Source organism: Ruegeria sp. K11 (assembly GCF_056531905.1).
This window is the reverse complement of sequence record NZ_JBQFMP010000020.1, coordinates 1-16,536: the sequence shown is the minus strand read 5'-3', so window position 1 is coordinate 16,536 and position 16,536 is coordinate 1. Positions and strand designations below refer to the sequence as shown.

The 16,536-nt window shown below is 59.9% G+C and carries 14 protein-coding genes; 4 read left to right on the top strand and 10 right to left on the bottom strand.

Going from position 1 to position 16,536, the window contains the following annotated elements; genetic code table 11:
• The first annotated feature begins 14 nt into the window (after positions 1–14).
• Genes ACR0K4_RS21130 through ACR0K4_RS21120 form a run of 3 tightly spaced genes read left to right on the top strand, consistent with a single transcriptional unit; the run spans position 15 to position 5,222 of the window.
• Positions 15–1,826, top strand: coding sequence for a hydantoinase B/oxoprolinase family protein (locus ACR0K4_RS21130; RefSeq protein WP_480855649.1), 1,812 nt, complete (start codon positions 15–17; stop codon positions 1,824–1,826).
• The gene (locus ACR0K4_RS21125; RefSeq protein WP_480855647.1) at positions 1,813–3,858 is read left to right on the top strand and encodes a hydantoinase/oxoprolinase family protein; all 2,046 of its coding nucleotides are present in this window, start codon (positions 1,813–1,815) and stop codon (positions 3,856–3,858) included. Before ACR0K4_RS21130 ends, ACR0K4_RS21125 begins: the two co-directional genes overlap by 14 nt.
• Positions 3,858–5,222: a M20/M25/M40 family metallo-hydrolase gene (locus ACR0K4_RS21120; protein WP_480855645.1), complete on the top strand. Its 1,365-nt coding sequence runs from the start codon at positions 3,858–3,860 to the stop codon at positions 5,220–5,222. Before ACR0K4_RS21125 ends, ACR0K4_RS21120 begins: the two co-directional genes overlap by 1 nt.
• 380 nt (positions 5,223–5,602) lie before the next feature.
• Here ACR0K4_RS21120 and ACR0K4_RS21115 read toward each other — a convergent pair whose 3' ends face one another.
• The 10 genes from ACR0K4_RS21115 to ACR0K4_RS21070 all read right to left on the bottom strand — a co-directional run bounded on the left by ACR0K4_RS21115 (position 5,603) and on the right by ACR0K4_RS21070 (position 15,301).
• Positions 5,603–5,806 carry a glycine zipper 2TM domain-containing protein gene (locus ACR0K4_RS21115; RefSeq protein WP_480521997.1) on the bottom strand — a complete coding sequence of 68 codons (204 nt, stop codon included), beginning with the start codon at positions 5,804–5,806 and terminating at the stop codon, positions 5,603–5,605.
• Positions 5,807–6,168: 362 nt separating this feature from the next.
• Complete coding sequence (locus ACR0K4_RS21110; protein ID WP_480855643.1) at positions 6,169–7,149, bottom strand: ABC transporter ATP-binding protein; 981 nt, start codon at positions 7,147–7,149, stop codon at positions 6,169–6,171.
• Positions 7,146–8,099, bottom strand: a complete 954-nt coding sequence (locus ACR0K4_RS21105; RefSeq protein WP_480855642.1) for an ABC transporter ATP-binding protein — start codon at positions 8,097–8,099, stop codon at positions 7,146–7,148. Before ACR0K4_RS21105 ends, ACR0K4_RS21110 begins: the two co-directional genes overlap by 4 nt.
• Complete coding sequence (locus ACR0K4_RS21100; protein ID WP_480855640.1) at positions 8,096–9,670, bottom strand: gamma-glutamyltransferase; 1,575 nt, start codon at positions 9,668–9,670, stop codon at positions 8,096–8,098. The genes ACR0K4_RS21105 and ACR0K4_RS21100 overlap by 4 nt, the downstream gene beginning before the upstream one ends.
• On the bottom strand, positions 9,670–10,533 hold the full coding sequence (locus tag ACR0K4_RS21095) for a polysaccharide deacetylase family protein (protein WP_480855639.1): 864 nt from the start codon (positions 10,531–10,533) through the stop codon (positions 9,670–9,672). The genes ACR0K4_RS21100 and ACR0K4_RS21095 overlap by 1 nt, the downstream gene beginning before the upstream one ends.
• Positions 10,530–11,291, bottom strand: coding sequence for an SDR family NAD(P)-dependent oxidoreductase (locus ACR0K4_RS21090; protein WP_480855638.1), 762 nt, complete (start codon positions 11,289–11,291; stop codon positions 10,530–10,532). The genes ACR0K4_RS21095 and ACR0K4_RS21090 overlap by 4 nt, the downstream gene beginning before the upstream one ends.
• Positions 11,288–12,124 (bottom strand): ABC transporter permease, encoded by an 837-nt coding sequence (locus ACR0K4_RS21085; RefSeq protein WP_480855636.1) that lies wholly within the window; start codon positions 12,122–12,124, stop codon positions 11,288–11,290. The genes ACR0K4_RS21090 and ACR0K4_RS21085 overlap by 4 nt, the downstream gene beginning before the upstream one ends.
• On the bottom strand, positions 12,121–13,047 hold the full coding sequence (locus ACR0K4_RS21080; protein WP_480855635.1) for an ABC transporter permease: 927 nt from the start codon (positions 13,045–13,047) through the stop codon (positions 12,121–12,123). Before ACR0K4_RS21080 ends, ACR0K4_RS21085 begins: the two co-directional genes overlap by 4 nt.
• A 2-nt stretch (positions 13,048–13,049) precedes the next feature.
• Positions 13,050–14,540 (bottom strand): ABC transporter substrate-binding protein, encoded by a 1,491-nt coding sequence (locus tag ACR0K4_RS21075; RefSeq protein ID WP_480855634.1) that lies wholly within the window; start codon positions 14,538–14,540, stop codon positions 13,050–13,052.
• The gene (locus ACR0K4_RS21070; RefSeq protein ID WP_480521956.1) at positions 14,537–15,301 is read right to left on the bottom strand and encodes a GntR family transcriptional regulator; all 765 of its coding nucleotides are present in this window, start codon (positions 15,299–15,301) and stop codon (positions 14,537–14,539) included. Before ACR0K4_RS21070 ends, ACR0K4_RS21075 begins: the two co-directional genes overlap by 4 nt.
• Before the next feature lie 85 nt (positions 15,302–15,386).
• Between ACR0K4_RS21070 and ACR0K4_RS21065 the strand changes: the two genes are divergently transcribed.
• A complete protein-coding gene (locus ACR0K4_RS21065; RefSeq protein WP_480855633.1) occupies positions 15,387–16,298 on the top strand; it encodes an Asd/ArgC dimerization domain-containing protein in 912 nt (303 codons plus the stop codon).
• Positions 16,299–16,536 lie beyond the last annotated feature (238 nt).

Sequence of the window (16,536 nt, the reverse complement as noted above, 5' to 3'; positions counted from 1 at the left end):
GAAGGGAGATGACCATGAACAAGCCATCACGGCTCAGCCAATCCGCGCTGTGCGATCCGGTCTCGCTCGAAATCATCCGCGGGGCCATTGCCGCCGCGCAATCCGAGATGGAGGCGCTGATCGAGCGCACGGCCATCTCAGCGTTTATTCGCGAAAAGAAGGATTTCTATACGGCATTGTTTGACGGCAATGGCAAGATGGCCGTGGGGTCGATGGTGCCGATCTTTGGCGACATGACCCGGCCTGTGCTGGAGAAGTTCCCGATTGAGACGATGCAGGATGGCGACGTCTATTGGTACAATGACTGCTACGGCTCATACGGTGCGATTTCCCATTCCAACGATCAAGTCCTGCTGGCCCCGGTTTTCCGCGAAGGCCGCGTCTGCGCCTTTGTCATGAGCTGGGCGCATTTCGCCGATATCGGCGGCTTGCGCCCCGGATCGATCAGCCCGGACGCCACCGATATCTTTCAGGAAGGCGTAATGATCCCGGTGACGAAGATGATCGAGGCCGGCCAGGTCAACCAGGCCGTGCTCGACATCTTCCACCGCAATTCCCGCTATCCGGAGCAGAGCGAAGGCGACATGCGCGCATTGATGGCCAGTGTCGAACTAGGCGTGCGTCGGGTCGGCGAAATCCTCGACCGGTTCGGGCCGGACGTGACCGAGGACGCCTTGGCGCAATTGCTGGAACGCACTCGGAATTTGGTGCGGGACAAGATGGCCGAGACCTTCGATTACGGCACCTATTCCTTCACCGATGCGATTGACACTGATGGGCACGGCAACGGCCCATTCCACATGCGCTTCTCGCTGACCCGTGCCAAAGGAGCTGACGGGGCGGATCACTTTACCTTCGATGCCCGCGACACCGATGATCAGGCCCCCGGCCCGATCAATTACCTGATGAACAAAGGCGTGCCCGGCATGGCACTGGGCCTGTTCTATCTGGGGGGCGATCCCAGTCAGGTCTGCAATGCCGGCGGACCCAATGCGCTGGACGAAGTGCTGTTTCGCAAGGGCAGTTTTCTGCAACCGGAATACCCCGCGCCGCTGGGTCTGCGCGGTCTGACCGCGATGCGCATGATCTCGGCCATGTGCGGGTTGTTGAACGCAGGGGGCGGTGAGGCCCCTGCCGCGAACTCGGCCTATGTGGTCAACATCATGCGCGGGAAATACCGGACCGAGGCCGGAACGTTGGAGCCCTACCTGCTGGCCGACGGGATCGGTGTCGGCTACGGCGCGCGCTCGACGGCAGACGGGATTGATGCGGTCTATTTCGTGGCGCAAGAGAACTATCCGGTCGAATTTCTGGAGGCGGGCTATCCGGTGACCATGCGCAGCTATGGTATCGTCGCGGATTCCGGCGGGGCGGGTCGGAATCGGGGCGGGTGCGGCATCGTGCGTGAATACGAAATTCTGGCCGAGGAAACCATGGTCGCCATCCGTATCGACAGCGTCCAGAACCCGCCATGGGGCATTCACGGCGGTAAATCCGGTCGTCATGGCATCGCCATCGTGAACCCGGGCACACCGCAAGAGGTACGCCTCGATCCGCTATCGGACGGCAACATGCTCAAGCGCGGCGACATCCTGCGGATCGAAACCGGGGGCGGTGGGGGCTATGGCCACCCGTTCGACCGACCCGCAGAAACCGTGCTGCAAGACGTGCTGAGCGGGTTTGTCACCGCGCAGGCCGCCCAAGCGGAATATGGCGTGGTGGTCGCGGGCGACGCGCTCGACGTGCAGGCCACGCAGGCCCTGCGCGCCAACCGCCCGGAAACCCGCCGCTTTTACCGACAGGAGTATGTCGATGCCCTCGTCTGATATGTCCTTTGACCCGTCTTTTGCCGTAGCCGTCGATATAGGCGGGACCTTCACGGATATCTCTCTGCTCGACCGCAGTTCGGGCGCGGTGTGGCGGGCCAAGACCGCCTCGGTGCCCAGCGATCCGTCGCAGGCCTTCATGACCGGCGTGAATATGGTGTTGGAGGATGCGGGCATTCGCGCAGCCGACCTATCGCGCGTTCTGCACGGCACGACGGTTGCAACCAACATGATCCTCGAAGGCAAGGGGGCACGCACAGCCCTAGTGACAACCCGCGGGTTCCGCCACGTGCTTGAGATCGGACGGCAAGACATTCCGCGCCACGCCAATCTGTTCACCTGGGTCAAACCGGCGCGGCCCGTTCCGGCAGACCGCATTCACGAGGTCGATGAGCGGATCGGCACGGGCGGTCATGTGGTCGAAAAACTGGACGAAAGCAGCGTGACCGCACTGGTGGACCGCCTGCGCAAGCAACAGGTCGAGGCTGTCGCCATCTGCCTGCTGCACGCCTATGCCAATCCCGCCCATGAAAAACGCGTGGCCGAGCTGTTGCGCGCGGCGCTGCCGGATGTTGCCATCACCTGTTCCACAGATGTCTTGCCCGTGGTGCGGGAATTCGAACGCTCTCTGGCGACCGTGCTGAATGCAAATGTGATGCCGGGGGTGTCGACCTATATCTCGCGTCTTGAAAACCGGCTGAGTGAGGCCGAGGCCAGCTCTCCTCTTTTGCTGATGCAATCCAATGGCGGCGTGGCAGGGACCGGAGCGATCCGCACCGCGCCGGCTCTGACCGCATTGTCCGGCCCTGCCGCTGGCGTGGTGGGCGCAGTAGATGCGGCGGCGGCCTGCGGGATCAAGGATATCATCACCGTGGATATCGGCGGCACATCCGCTGACATCTGCCTGATCCGGGACGGAGAGATCAACCTGACGCAGCAAGGCAAGGTGGGCGAATGGCCTCTGTCGCTGCCGATGGTGGACATGGTGACGATCGGCGCGGGCGGCGGGTCGATTGCGGCCGTCGCGAACAACACGCTGTCGGTCGGGCCCAATTCGGCAGGGGCAAGACCCGGACCTGCGGCTTATGGGCATGGAGGGACCGAGGCGACCGTGACCGACGCCCATGTCGCCTTGGGCAACCTGCCGCAAGCCCTGTTGGGCGGGGCCATGTCTTTGGATCTCGATGCAGCCCAAGCCGCAGTGACCAACAATGTCGCGCGTCCGCTGGGCCTGACACCCGAGGCAGCGGCGCAGGGCATTCTGGCCATCATGAACAACAACATGGTCGGGGCGGTTCGCACTGTTTCGGTCGAAAGGGGGCACGACCCGCGCGATTTCACTCTGGTCCCTTTTGGCGGCGCCGGGCCCCTGCATGGCTGCGCACTGGCCGAACTGCTTGGCATCCGTCAGGTGATGATCCCGGCAGCGCCCGGCCTTCTGTGTGCCGCCGGGCTGTTGGCCGCCGATATGAAGGCCGAATTCACCCGCGCCCTGCCCACGCCCGGCGCGATCAACCAGACCCAGGGTGACAGCATCGTGGCAGAGCTGACCCAAGACGCCACCGCCTGGATGGATCATGAGGGCATCGCCCCGGGTCAGCGCGCCCTGAACGCCCGCGCGCTGTTGCGGTTTCACGGGCAAGGCGGCGAAATCGCAGTTGACTGGGCTGACAGCCCCGAAGAGACCGAAAACCGTTTCCGCGACGCGCACACATCGTTGTACGGATTTGTTCTGGATGCGCCGATTGAACTGGTCACATTGCGGATCGAAGCTGTTGGCCGAACTGACCCGGTCAACAGCCCTTCACTGGCCAAAGCCGACCTGCCGGACGCGCTGCAGACACAAAAGGTGCACTGGCCCGGCGGCATCGCTGAGACGCCGGTTTATGACCGCGCCGCGCTGGGGGCGGAAACCACGATCCACGGCCCGGCCATCCTGACACAACTGGATACGACCGCCCTCATCGCACCCGGCTGGACAGCTTCAGTCCACACCTCGGGCGCGGTGCTGCTTACCAAGGACCCCGCCTGATGCAAGCTTTGTTCGACCACATCGACACCCATGCTGACAGCTTTGTCGTGCGGGTCATGGATTATGTGCGCCATCCTTCCATCTCGGCCCATGACATTGGCATACGCGAGGTGGCGGATATGCTGGTCGGGCATCTGACCGAACTGGGCTTTGACGCCGGACTGGTTGAAACACCGGGCCACCCCTTTGTGCTGGGTCATGCCTCGGTTGACCCTGATAAGCCCACTGTCCTGCTGTATGGCCATTATGACGTGCAGCCGCCCGATCCGCTCGACCAATGGATCAGCCCACCCTTCGAGCCGACTCTCAGAGACGGCCGCATCTGGGCCCGCGGGATCGGAGACAACAAAGGCCAGCATTTTGCCCAGTTGTTGGCGATTGAAACCCATCTTGCCGTCAATGGCACGCTGCCCTGCAACATCATCTTTCTGCTGGAAGGCGAGGAAGAGATCGGCTCCCCCCAGATCGCCGATTTCGTGCGTGAAAATGCGGATCGCCTGCAGGCCGATCTGGTGGTGACGTCGGACGGCCCGCTGCATGAAAGCGGTGCGCCGGTGATTACGTTTGGCGTGCGCGGTGTCGCCTCATTCGATCTGGTTGCCAAGGGGGCCGTGCGTGACGTGCATTCGGGCAATTACGGCGGCGTGGTGCCCAACCCGATCTGGACGCTGGTGCAACTGCTGGCCACAATGAAAGACGCCGAGGGCAATATCACCGTCGAAGGCCTGACCGAACCGGTGATCCCGCCCACCAACCTCGAACGCGATGCGGTGGCGCGTTTGCCGGATGATGAACTGGCCGTGATGGAGGACCTGAAGCTCGACCAGATGGACGGCCCCAGCGACCGGCCCTATTGGGATCGGCTGATGTTCCACCCGACGCTGACGATCAACGGGTTGCATGGCGGCTATGGTGGGCCGGGCAGTAAAACTGTGCTGCCGAACGAAGCCATCGCAAAATGCGACGTGCGGCTGGTTGAGCCGCTGACCCCTGATTACGTCTTCGAACGGATCGAAGCCCACGTCGCGCAACACGCGCCGACTGTTGAAGTTGTTCGGCACAATGGCATGTTGCCTTCAAAAACACCTCTGGACAGCCCTTACTCAAAACCCCTACGGGATGCGATCATCGCCGCGCGCGGCATGGAGCCGCTAATTTATCCGACCGTTGGCGGGTCCCTTCCCGATTATGTCTTTACCAAGATCCTGGGAAAAGACGCTTTTGTCATTCCGTATGCAAACGCAGATGAAGCCAACCACGCACCAAACGAGAATCTGGAGGTGGTAAGGTTTCTGGATGGCATAAAGACCGGCGCGGCCGTTTTGAACGAACTTGGGACGCTGTATCGCGATGGCTTAAAGTGATTACGGACGTTTGCGTAAGGTCAGGTCATGGGTGTCACGCGACAGCTGGAGTTCTCAGTCGCAACTCACAATGGTTCTGCCACAATTTTTTTTGCTGCCCGTCAGATCAAGCGTCGTTTTGACAGCACATGCTTTGTCCCGCGAAGTGAAATATTTGCCAATCACCCTGCAATCGTGCATGTGACTGTCGGAAACTTTAACCCGACTGCAAAACAATTGACTGAGGCATCGCTCAGTAGGTTCAACTGGCCAATCGGAATTGGGTGATAGGGCAACCTGATACCGCACTGTAGACCGTCACAAGAGACGTTCGCTGTCGTCGAGGAGTTAGCAACCTGAAGAACTCTCGGTACATGAACGAAACCGTCTTGTGAAACTCTTCAGTGGCAAGCTGATTGACCGGCGTACATCCCAAGGCCAGCGCCGGCTGCTGTTGAAAGAGTCTTGCCCGTTCCGCCACCGAACCGGTTCCCGACAACTCCTCCAAGGGCTGCACCGCCGAGAATACCCGCAGCACACTGAGCGTCTTGCCGGACCTGAGCCTGTGTTGGCGTTGTTGGTGCTCCGCATGCGGTCAAGAGCATAAAACTGCCTGTAATGCTGATTAACACTAACTTTTTCATCATTGACGCCTCTCAATCTGGCAAATGTGTTACGTGTTTAGGTGGTCTGGGGAAGGTTGTCGTACAAGAGTTCAACCCTCGTATTAAGAAATGTTAATCTGTTCTTAACAAAGGTAACTCAGGGCTAAGTCTCACATTTATTGTTTCGGGGAATTCAGCCAGTTTCTCGGAACTTTTTCAGAAGCACAGAGTAAGGCGACTTGGTTCGGTTCAGTGCCTGTCGGCCCGAGGCCCGCCTTCGTTTATCTCCGGGGCGTTCAAGTGCTGCGTGGACATCCCGCCATTCTCTGAGCTAGTAAAATCTGGAAAAGGCCTAACGCGAATTACGCGCCCGAAACGCCCTCTTTGAGGACACAGCGACAAGACCGAGAGCTGCTCAATGGTTTCAACTCCGGGCGTGCTTCTGCGCATCGCGGCTCAGCCAGAGGGCAGCGGGTGACAAAGGGGCATCCTTCGGGGGGGTGCATCGGGCTTGGCAGATCGCCCTTCAGGACAATGCGTTTGCGTTTGTCGCGCAGAGAGGGGTCCGGTAGCGGGATCGCTGAGATCAGGGCTTCGGTGTAGGGGTGTTTGGGGTCTGAAAAGATCTCTTCTGCGGGGCCTTCCTCGACAATGACCCCGAGATACATGATCGCCACGCGATCAGCTATGTGTCGCACGACAGACAGGTCATGGGCGATGAACAGATAGCTTAGCCCAAGTTCGCGCTGCAACTGCATCAGAAGATTCAGGATCTGGCTTTGGATCGAAACATCCAACGCGGAAACCGGTTCATCGCAGATCACCAGCTTTGGATTCAGGGCCAGTGCGCGCGCAATGACCACGCGTTGCCTTTGCCCGCCCGACAAAGCCCCGGGCCGTCGGTTTCTTTGATCCGGGTTCAGGCCCACCAGAGCCATCAATTCATCAACCCTTGCGTCGATCTTTGTGCGGGCGAACCCGTGAATACTCAGAGGTTCCGCAATGGATTGCGCAATTGTCCGGCGCGGGTTCAGGGCTGATACCGGGTCCTGAAACACCACCTGCATATCGCGCCATACCTGCTGGCGCTGATCCGGGGTCAGATCAGACAGGTTTTTACCGTCAAAGATGATCTTCCCGTGTGTGACCGGCGCCAGCCCCAACACTGCATTGCCGGTTGTCGATTTCCCGCACCCGCTTTCGCCGACAACCGCAAGGGTTTCCTGTTCCTCAATGCGAAGTGACACTCCATCAACCGCTTTGACCACGGCCTTTTGACCCCGCAGTCTTCCTGTACGGACGGGAAAATGAACCTGAAGATCCTGAACAGTCAGCAAGCTCATGACCGGTCTCCGACAGGGTGGTAACAGGCGAACCGATGTGTTTCGCCTTGCAACGCCGGACGCGTCGCGCATGCCGCTGAGGGGCGGTCGCACCGGGTTTGAAAACGGCAGCCCTCGGGCCAGTCCTTGGGGCTGGGAACGTTGCCGGGAATGGCAAACAGCTCTTCCTTTGGGTCATCATCGAGACGCGGAAGTGTTCTGAGCAACATGCGGGTGTAGGGGTGTCTGGAGTTTGCGAAAATCTCATCGACCGGGCCCTGTTCGACCACGCAGCCGCCATACATGACACAGACCCGATCAGCGAGTTCCGCGACAACGCCCATGTCGTGGGTGATCAGCAGAATGGCGGTCTGGGAATCTTTCGTCAGGTCGCGCATGAGTTCTAGGATTTGCGCCTGAATGGTCACGTCCAACGCCGTTGTCGGCTCGTCCGCGATCAAAAGCTGCGGCTGCGAGATCAGGGCCGCCGCAATCATGACACGCTGGCACATGCCGCCTGACAGCTCGGTCGGCAGCTGGCGATAGCGCCGTTCTGGTTCCGGGATGCCGACCTTTCGCAACATCTCGATAGCGCGCTTTCTTGCCTCTGTCGGTGAAGCGCGGCCATGCACGATCAGGCTTTCGGCGACCTGATCGCCTACTGGCACCAGAGGGTTTAGTGAGGACACAGGCTCCTGAAAGATCATCGACAATGCGTTGCCGCGCAGATTGTTCATCGCATCGGTTGACGCCTGTGTCAGATCCACCCCGTCCAGGCTAATTGTGCCCCGGTCTATGGTCAGCCCTTCGCCCAGCAGGCCCATCACCGACAATGCGGTCAGGGACTTGCCCGACCCGCTTTCACCGACCAGTGCAACAACTTCTCCGGCTTTGACATCCAGCGTCACGCCATCAACCAGAGACAGGTCTTCCGCGCGTATTGCCAGATCCTGAACGGTCAGAAGAGTCACTCCGGAGCCTCGCTGCGGACGGCCGTCCATGGGTTGTTGGGATGCACGGCCCCTACATTGGGTTCACCGTCCCGTCCGGCCTGCACCATCGACGGGATAGCGAATTGCACCGGGTACAAACTGTCCTCGGCGATCTGAACCGCGTGGTGCGCTGCCACCGCCGATGCAATGTCGGGCCGGGCGGCGCGGTTGATGACAATCAGCGGTGAACTGGCATCGATACGGGGGGCGTGGAACGCCGCCTCGGGTGTCTCTGACCGGTCGATGATGCGCGACAAAAGCTGCACAAGCGCGGGAAAAATCTGCCGACCGCCCGCCGCGCCAATGGCGATATCCGGACGCCCGTCCTTGGTGGTTATGACCGGCGCCATATTCGCCAACGGCGCGGCACCCGGCGCAATCGAATTGGGCTGGCCGGGGCGCGGGTCGAACCACATCATGCCATTGTTCATCACCATCCCCAACGATGGCGCAACGACCTTGGAGCCGAAACGGGACAGTAGTGTATTGGTCAGCGAAACCATATTCCCCGCCCTATCGATGACCGACAAATGGCTGGTGCAATCCTGCGTTCCGGCAGCATGCCCCATCTGTTTCAGCCGCGTCTCATAGGCGGATCGAATGGCATTTGCGTGCTGCGCTGCGAATTCGGGCTCATCCATATCCCCGAGGTTATAGGCCTGTAACTCTGCAAGAGACGCAAGCAGGCTGGGCCCGCCCGACAATCCCGGAACAGTATGAACAAGCCGGTCCCGGTAGTCTTGCGTGGCAGGAGTGCCCCAACTGGGTTTGTAGGACGCAAGGTCATTCTCGGACAACACGGACCCGATATCATGCATATCCTGAACCAGCTTGCACGCCACTTCGCCGGTGTAGAAATCCTGCGGCCCGGCATCGGCCAGCCGTTTCAGCATCGCGGCTTTGGCTGGCATGGGGATGAACCGGGCCGTGGGGTCGCTTGGGTCAGATACACGCCCGGCCGGGTTCAGAAACAGATCAGCAGAGGCCGCGAATTTTGACAGGCCCGCAGTGTCGATCGCAAAGACCAGATCCGCAAACCAGTCCACGCGCATGCCGCGTTCGGCCAGCGCGATGGACGGAGCCAGAACCTCGGCCCAGCTAAGCGTTCCGTATTTTCGCAATGCTTCGGCCAAACCGGCAACGGCCCCCGGGGTGCAGATGGAGCGCGGGCCGAACAGGTTGCGGTCATCTTTCACCGAAGGCCAGTTGAACCAATCGCCGCCTTCACCCCCGGACAGGGGATAATCGTCCGGCGAAACCGCCATCGGCGCGCGCATATTGAAATCGAGCGTCTCTACGCTGCCATGCGGATCAGCGTGCAGCAGGAACCCGCCCCCGCCAAGGCCCGACAACCAGGGTTCGACAATCGACAGCGCAACGGCGGTTGCGACGGCGGCATCCATCGCGTTGCCCCCGGCTGACAGGATGTCCGCGCCAATCTGCGCCGCCTCATAATGCTGTGCCGCCACCATGCCGCCATGGCTTTGAATCTGAGGTTTTGTAATCGACCAAAGCTGGTGCGATACGGGCGTTTCGGGACGCGTATCCATCACATTACCTTGCTGTTAAACGGTTCGAGGTGGTCTGGCCCGACATGCAGACCGCCTTTTGTGGTCTTGTGGTGTTCCGCAAGATTGCCGCAGGTTGTCACCCAGACATCGGGACGCGCCGCCAGAGTCGACAGAAGGGTTTCCAGCTTTGCAACGCGGTTCGCGCGCCCGGAAATCCAGTCATGGACCGTAAGCATGAAAAACCCTTGCTCGTTAATCTGCGCCTCGGCGTCCTCTTGCCATTGCTGCGCCACTTCGTGATCCGGTCGCGGTGACTTGTCGCCTGCGCCAAGGAACTTGAAAAAGATGGCATCGTCATTGTCCCACCGCACCGGCAATTCGGGAACCCCCGCGATCGTGTAGGGCACGTCCTCGCCCATCAAACTGCTGTCCCACAGATCAAGGCGGGACAATTCCGCCAACATATGCGGGGTCATTTCCCAGGCGGGAGACCTGAAACCGCGCGGGCGTTGGCCGGTCTGGGTTTCGAACAGGTTAAGCGATGCCTCCAACGCGTCGGTGAATTGTTGATCGGATATGTCCCCGACCAATTCGTGGATGTACCCGTGCAAGGCAATTTCCTGTCCCCGTTCCAGAAGGCCAGGCAAAAGATCGGGATGTTCCTCGGCCACGATGCCGGGCACAAAGAAAGTGCCCTGTACGCCAACGCGGTTCAGCATCTCGACAAGGCGTGCCAACCCACGGCGCATCCCGTATCTGCGGTGTTCCAACGCGGCCAGCGTTCGGGGCATTTCGGCCCGATGCTGCCACAGATACGGCGAGGTCGCATCGACATCGACCGTAAAGCAGGCGGCAGCCCGGTACGGCTCGGGCCAGGGGTAAGGATCAGGGGTCCAGATCATAGCGCGCTCTTCTTGTCCTGATAAACATCCATCACCCCGGCCGAGTTGCCGCCATCTACGGCCAGAGAGGTGCCGGTCACATTTTTTGCCGCCCGCGACGCCAGATAAAGGGCGGCTTGTCCGACATCTTCCGGCCCGGTTTCTGTGCCCAGCGGGATGGCTGCCATAACTCGGTCGATGTGTTCCTGCGACAGCGACGACACCGCACTACCGGCAGCGAAACCGGGCTCCAGACAATTCACACGGATACCATATTCGGCCAGTTCAAGCGCAAATCCCTTGGTCATCCGGTCCAGCGCGGTTTTTGACATGCAATAGGTGACCGCCGTGCGCCGCATCTTGCGGGCGGCCCCGGATGAGATGTTGATGAAATTGCCCTGAACTTTTTGCTCGATCATCTGCAAGGCAAATCCCCGCATTAGCGCAAAGGGCGCACGCACGTTGATGTCCATGATACGATCCCAATCCGCGACCTCCATGTCCAGCAGGAATGAGGACGGATAAATGGCGGCGTTGTTCACCACAACATCCGGCGCGCCCCATTCATCCTGCACGCTTTGCAGCAGCGTGTTCAGGCCTTCGTCACTGGTCAGGTCGGCAGCGACGCAAAACCCCTCAAGGCCGTTTGTTGTTTGGTCCGTGGCGCAAATTTGCGCGCCGGCTTGCGCGAACGCATCCACAAGCGCGCTCCCCATGATACCGGCGGCACCGGTCACGACGACGCGTTTGCCTTTGAATTCTGGTCCGAAATCGATCATTTGCCTTCTCCAATACGGTCGCCGAACCTGTCGCCAATCAGATTGGCGCTGAGCACCAGCAGAAACAGCGCCAGGCCGGGAAACATCGCGATCCACCATGCGGTTGCGATATAGTTCCGCCCGGTCGACAGCATCGAGCCCCAGCTTGCGGTCGGGGGTTGTACGCCGAGGCCCAGAAAGGACAACCCGGCCTCAAACAGAACCATCAGGCCGAATTCCAGGGTTGCGACGACCAGCAGCGGACCGATGATATTGGGCAGGATATGGATGGCCAAAACGCGCAGCGGACTGGCCCCCATGGACCGAGAGAGCTTTACGAAAGGTCGTTCTGCAATGGCCAGCGTCTGGCCATAAGCGACCCGCGCATAGCGGGGCCACCGGGTCAGCGCGAGCACCAGAATGACGTTCAGAAATCCCGGTCCCAGCACCGCGACTGTGATGATGGCCAGCAAAATGGCGGGGATCGAAAGGAAGATGTCGACAAGGCGCATCAGAATGGTCTCGGTCCAGCCCCGCAGGTAACCCGCGATCATGCCAACCAGCACTCCGACGATGCCCGACAACAGAACAGACAGGGCGGCAACTGTCAGCGAAACCCGCGCACCGTAAATCAGACGTGAAAGGACATCGCGCCCCAGCTCATCCGACCCCAACAGAAAAACTGTGCCGCTGGTTTCGAAGCCGGGTGGTTTCAACCGGCCCAGAAGGTTCTGGCGATCCGGGTCAAGCGGTGCCAGCCAGGGGGCAAACACAGCGCAGAACACGAGAGCAAGAAACAGGGCCACCGGCCACCATGCCAGCGCGGCTTTGATGTCAAAGGATGCGCGCGTCACGATGTCCCCGCCAGCCGCACCCTTGGGTCGACAACCGAATACAGGATATCCGCCGCAAGGTTGGCAAAGATGGTTACGAAAGCACCCAGAAGGACGATAGCCTGCACAACCAGAAAATCGCGTGAGGCAATGCTCTGCACCGTCAACAGCCCCAGACCGGGCCATGCAAAGACGGTTTCGACAATGACAGCACCGGCCAGCAACTGTGACAGTTCCAGCGCGGTGATCGAGATGATCGGGATCATCGAGTTGCGCAGCAGATGTCGCCGCACAAGACGACCCGTTCGAACCCCGCGTGCGCGCGCGGATCGCACATAGTCCTTTCCAAGTTCATCCAGAACGGCGGCCCGGGTGATCCGCGCATAGGTGGCAAGGGACAATAGCCCAAGCGCGATGGACGGCATGATTAGGTGGGAAAAGGACCCGGTCCCCGAGGATGGCAGCCATTTGAGCCAGACACCAAAAACGAGGATCATCATGATCCCGGACCAGAAGGTCGGCATCGACTGACAGGCCAGCACGAACCACATGATAGCTTTTGAGACCCGCTTGCCCTTGGTCAGCGCCATGATCAAGCCCAGCGGCAATCCGATGCACAGGGCCACTGTGATCGCCCCGGCCGCAAGCTGCAATGTTTTGGGAATGCGGCTGGACAGGATATCCCAGACATCCGCGTTCTGAACAAAACTGCGACCCAGATCGAACCGGGCAAGATCGCTCAGGAATGACAGGTATTGAATGATAAGTGGTCGATCGAGGCCAAGCGTTACCCGCATGGCCTCGATGTCTGCCTCCGTGGCGGTTTCGGGGAGAAGCAGCGCTGTCGGGTCTCCGGAGAGGCGCTGGATGAAGAACACCAGCGTGACCACTCCGAAGGCCGCAATCAGGGCCTGACCGCCTCGGTTAAGCAGAAAGCGCAGCATGCTTATTCGTTGATGCCCATTCGGTTGAGGAACATGCTTTCATTCGCGGTCGGCGTGAAGGACAGGTCCGACGATGCGCCATACAGAACTGCGGCCTGATACATCGGCAGCAGATAGTAGTTGTCGCGCACCATCTGATGCACCTTGTCATAGGCATCCTGTCGGACTTGCGGATCAAGCGAGCCGCGCGCAGTTTCCAACAGGGCATCCAGTTCCGGCACGTTCACACGCGACCATCTGCTGTCCGAATGCAAGGTCGGATAGGCGATCCCGTCCGCGTCCTGACAGGCACATGACCAGCGACCAAAGCTGAGTTCCGAGTTTTCGGCAGGCTCCGAGCGGACGATATCCAGATAGGTCGGCATATCGGTCATGCTGATCGAGACGTTGAAGCCCACATCATTCAGCATCTGTTGCACCGCCTGAACGATGCGCTGGTCGAACACCGGGGCCGTGGCCAGCGTCGCCGGGGTGGCGGCAAGATCGGCCTTGGCGGAAATCAGTTCCTTGGCTTGCTCGGGGTCATATTCGAACAGGGCCAAATCCGGTGAATACCCGAAATGCGCCGGGCTGGACATCTGGGCCATCGGAACTTCGCCTGCCTGCAACAAGCCTTCGGTGATCCCAAGCCGGTCAATCGCCATACTGGCCGCCTTGCGCATTTCCAGATCGTTGAAGGGGGGTTTGTCCAGGTTCAGACCCATATACCCGACACGTTCGGTTGGTGCAGACAGCAGATCAACGTCTGGGTTTGCCTCGATCTGAATACCCGCATCCGCATCGATGCTGACAACCAGATCAGCCGTTCCGGCCAACAGGTCGGCCACACGGGTCGCGGCGTCGGGCACGGCCCGGAACACGGCATTCTCGAAAGGTCCTGCTTCGCCCCAATAATTGTCGTTGCGGTTCAGAGTGACCGACACGCCCCGGTCCCAGGTGTCAAACACATAGGGCCCCGAGCCCACCGGCGCTTCGTTGAAGGCGTCGCGCCCGACCTCTTCCACGATCTTTTGCGGTACGATCGACAGCTTGACCAATTGCGCCAGCAGGGCCGGGTAAGGCTGCGCGGTGGTCAGCACCACTTTGGACCCGTCCACGACCTTTGCATCAGTGATCTGGTTGAACTGACCCAGCTGCGGCGATCCGAATTCGGGATCGGTGATGCGCTTGACCGAAAACACCACGTCTTCGGGCGTCAGGGCCGAGCCATCGTGGAAGGTGACGCCTTCGCGAATGGTCAACTCCAGCTCGGTGTCCGAAAGCTGCTGCCAACCGGTGGCGATCTGTGGCACAATCTGGCCGTCATTGTCCCGCGTGACGAGATTGTCGAAGATGTTGCGATATACATAATAGCTGTCCGGGTTCCACTGTAGATGCGGGTCCAGCGACGACGGCTCGCCCGCCAGATCGATGGTGATATCCCGCGCGAAGGCAGGTGAAGTCAGGGCGGCCATCGCGACAGCACCCAGAAGATGCTTGAGTGAAGGTTTCATAGATCTCTCCTGTTTTGGGCAGTTGGTCTTGTTTTTGATTGCAGTCCCGGACGCATCAACGGCGTCTGGTCTTTCAGCAGTTGACGGGTGAAATAGGCCTCTTGCGCGGCCATCAGGTCTTCGCGGGCACGCTGCACCGCCGCCCCGTCGCCCGCACACAGTGCCCGGATCAGCGCGGGTCCGTCTGTGCGGCGCAGGGGATTTTCCGGGGTGGCTGCGTCGAAGTAATGGGTGATGCGCGCCGTGTGGTGCCATAGCTTGCGCAGGTGGCGCGCGGTGAAAGGATTACTTTGCTCCAGCATGATGCCGTCAATTCGATTGAGGTAATAGTTGGCGGTTCTGACCACGCCCGGCTCGGTCCGGCCTTCGATGGCCGACAGCATATGCCCGATCTGTTCCAGTTCTTCGCAGGCCGCTTTGTCCAGCTTGATATCGGACAGTGAGGGTTCAACAATGCGTCTTGCAGCGATGATCTGCCCGATCAGCGCGCCGGTGATGGGCAGAACCTGCCACCCGGTGCGCGGCTGCGGCGCGGCCCAGCCATCATACCCCAACCGCGCAAGCCCGGACCGTGCGGCGGCCTTGGTCAGACCGAAGCGTTTCATCACATCGGCTTCAGTCACCGTCTCGCTCGGCAGCAGCTCACACCAGATGACCGCATCCAGCAACCGATCCTCGGCAAAGCGAACCTTGCCATCGGGGTTAGGTGTTCCGTCTTCCGAGACGGCAGGGCGGAGCAAGGGCGACGTTGGATCGTACATGGAATTTCAAAATGATGTTATTGACATGTCAAACCTACCTATATGACATTTTTAATCAAACAATTTCTTGAACCGGGGCGACGTGATGTCGAAAAAACGCATATCCATCGCTGGACTCAGCACGCTTTTAGGGCAGAATTTCGCAATCAAAGTCTTGCAAAATCCTGAATTCATTGTCGAAAGCCTGCACGACGATAAATTGAGCGGCACGAATTGTCGTTTGTCCGACATTTGCGACTGGAGCGGGGCGGAGCCCGCTCTGACCCGACTTGATGACCTGCCGTTGCTGCCTGCTGACGCGCCCGCTCAGGCGCCAACGCTGGTTTCGTTCCTGCCAGATTCGGTGGGAGAGCAGATCGAAGCCCGCCATCTTGCAGGCGGCACGCGCGTGATCACCCATTGCGAATACGCACGGCTGTCCGCGCCCTTGCTTATGCCCGGTGTTTCGCAGATCGACAGCGCGCCCGCCCTGGCGGCAACACCCAATTGCACAACGGCAATCTGCGCACCGCCATTGGCCTGTCTGAACCAAGCGTTCAAGGTAGAACGCGCAACCCTCACAACCCTGCAGGCCATCAGCGGAACTGACCTGCCCGGAATGTCGGCTTCCACCATCCATGATCAGGTCGTCGGACACCAGTCTGGCGAGGCAGAAGCGTTGTCGAAAGAGCTGTCAATCCTGTTTGACGGTAGTTTCCCCGTTGATACCTTCGCCACCCGGGTTCCGGTGTGGCGCGGACATACAATCACCATGGCCGTAGACCTGTCCGAAAACCCCGACATCGCGGCGATCGAAACAGTCTTGGACGCTGACCCGGACATCATACTTCAAAAAGCCACAAGGCACCGGAGACAATTCCTGTCCGATGCCCCGCTGACCACGATCGTCAACCTGCGCCGCACGGAGTGCGGTGTTTTGATGGTCTTGGAAGGCGACAATCTTGAAGCCGCCACAGTTGGGGTCATGCTAAAGATACTAGAGCAGCTTTCTTCGTGAAACCGCCTGCGATGTTTGGAATGCGAAATCCGTGGTCCAATCCCGGCTTTTTCTGACCATTGAGCTGTCCCGCTCACCGCCCGTTTAGCAACCGTTCGCCGGTCTTGTTCGACCCCAGCAGTGGCGGATGACCAGACTGCGGAGATTGTGTTGAAAAAGTCTGTTGATTGGTTGGTGTGTCGCTGATTCACTCGTTTTATGAGCGGAGGTGCGGCGATGATGGGACCAAGGCAGGTGG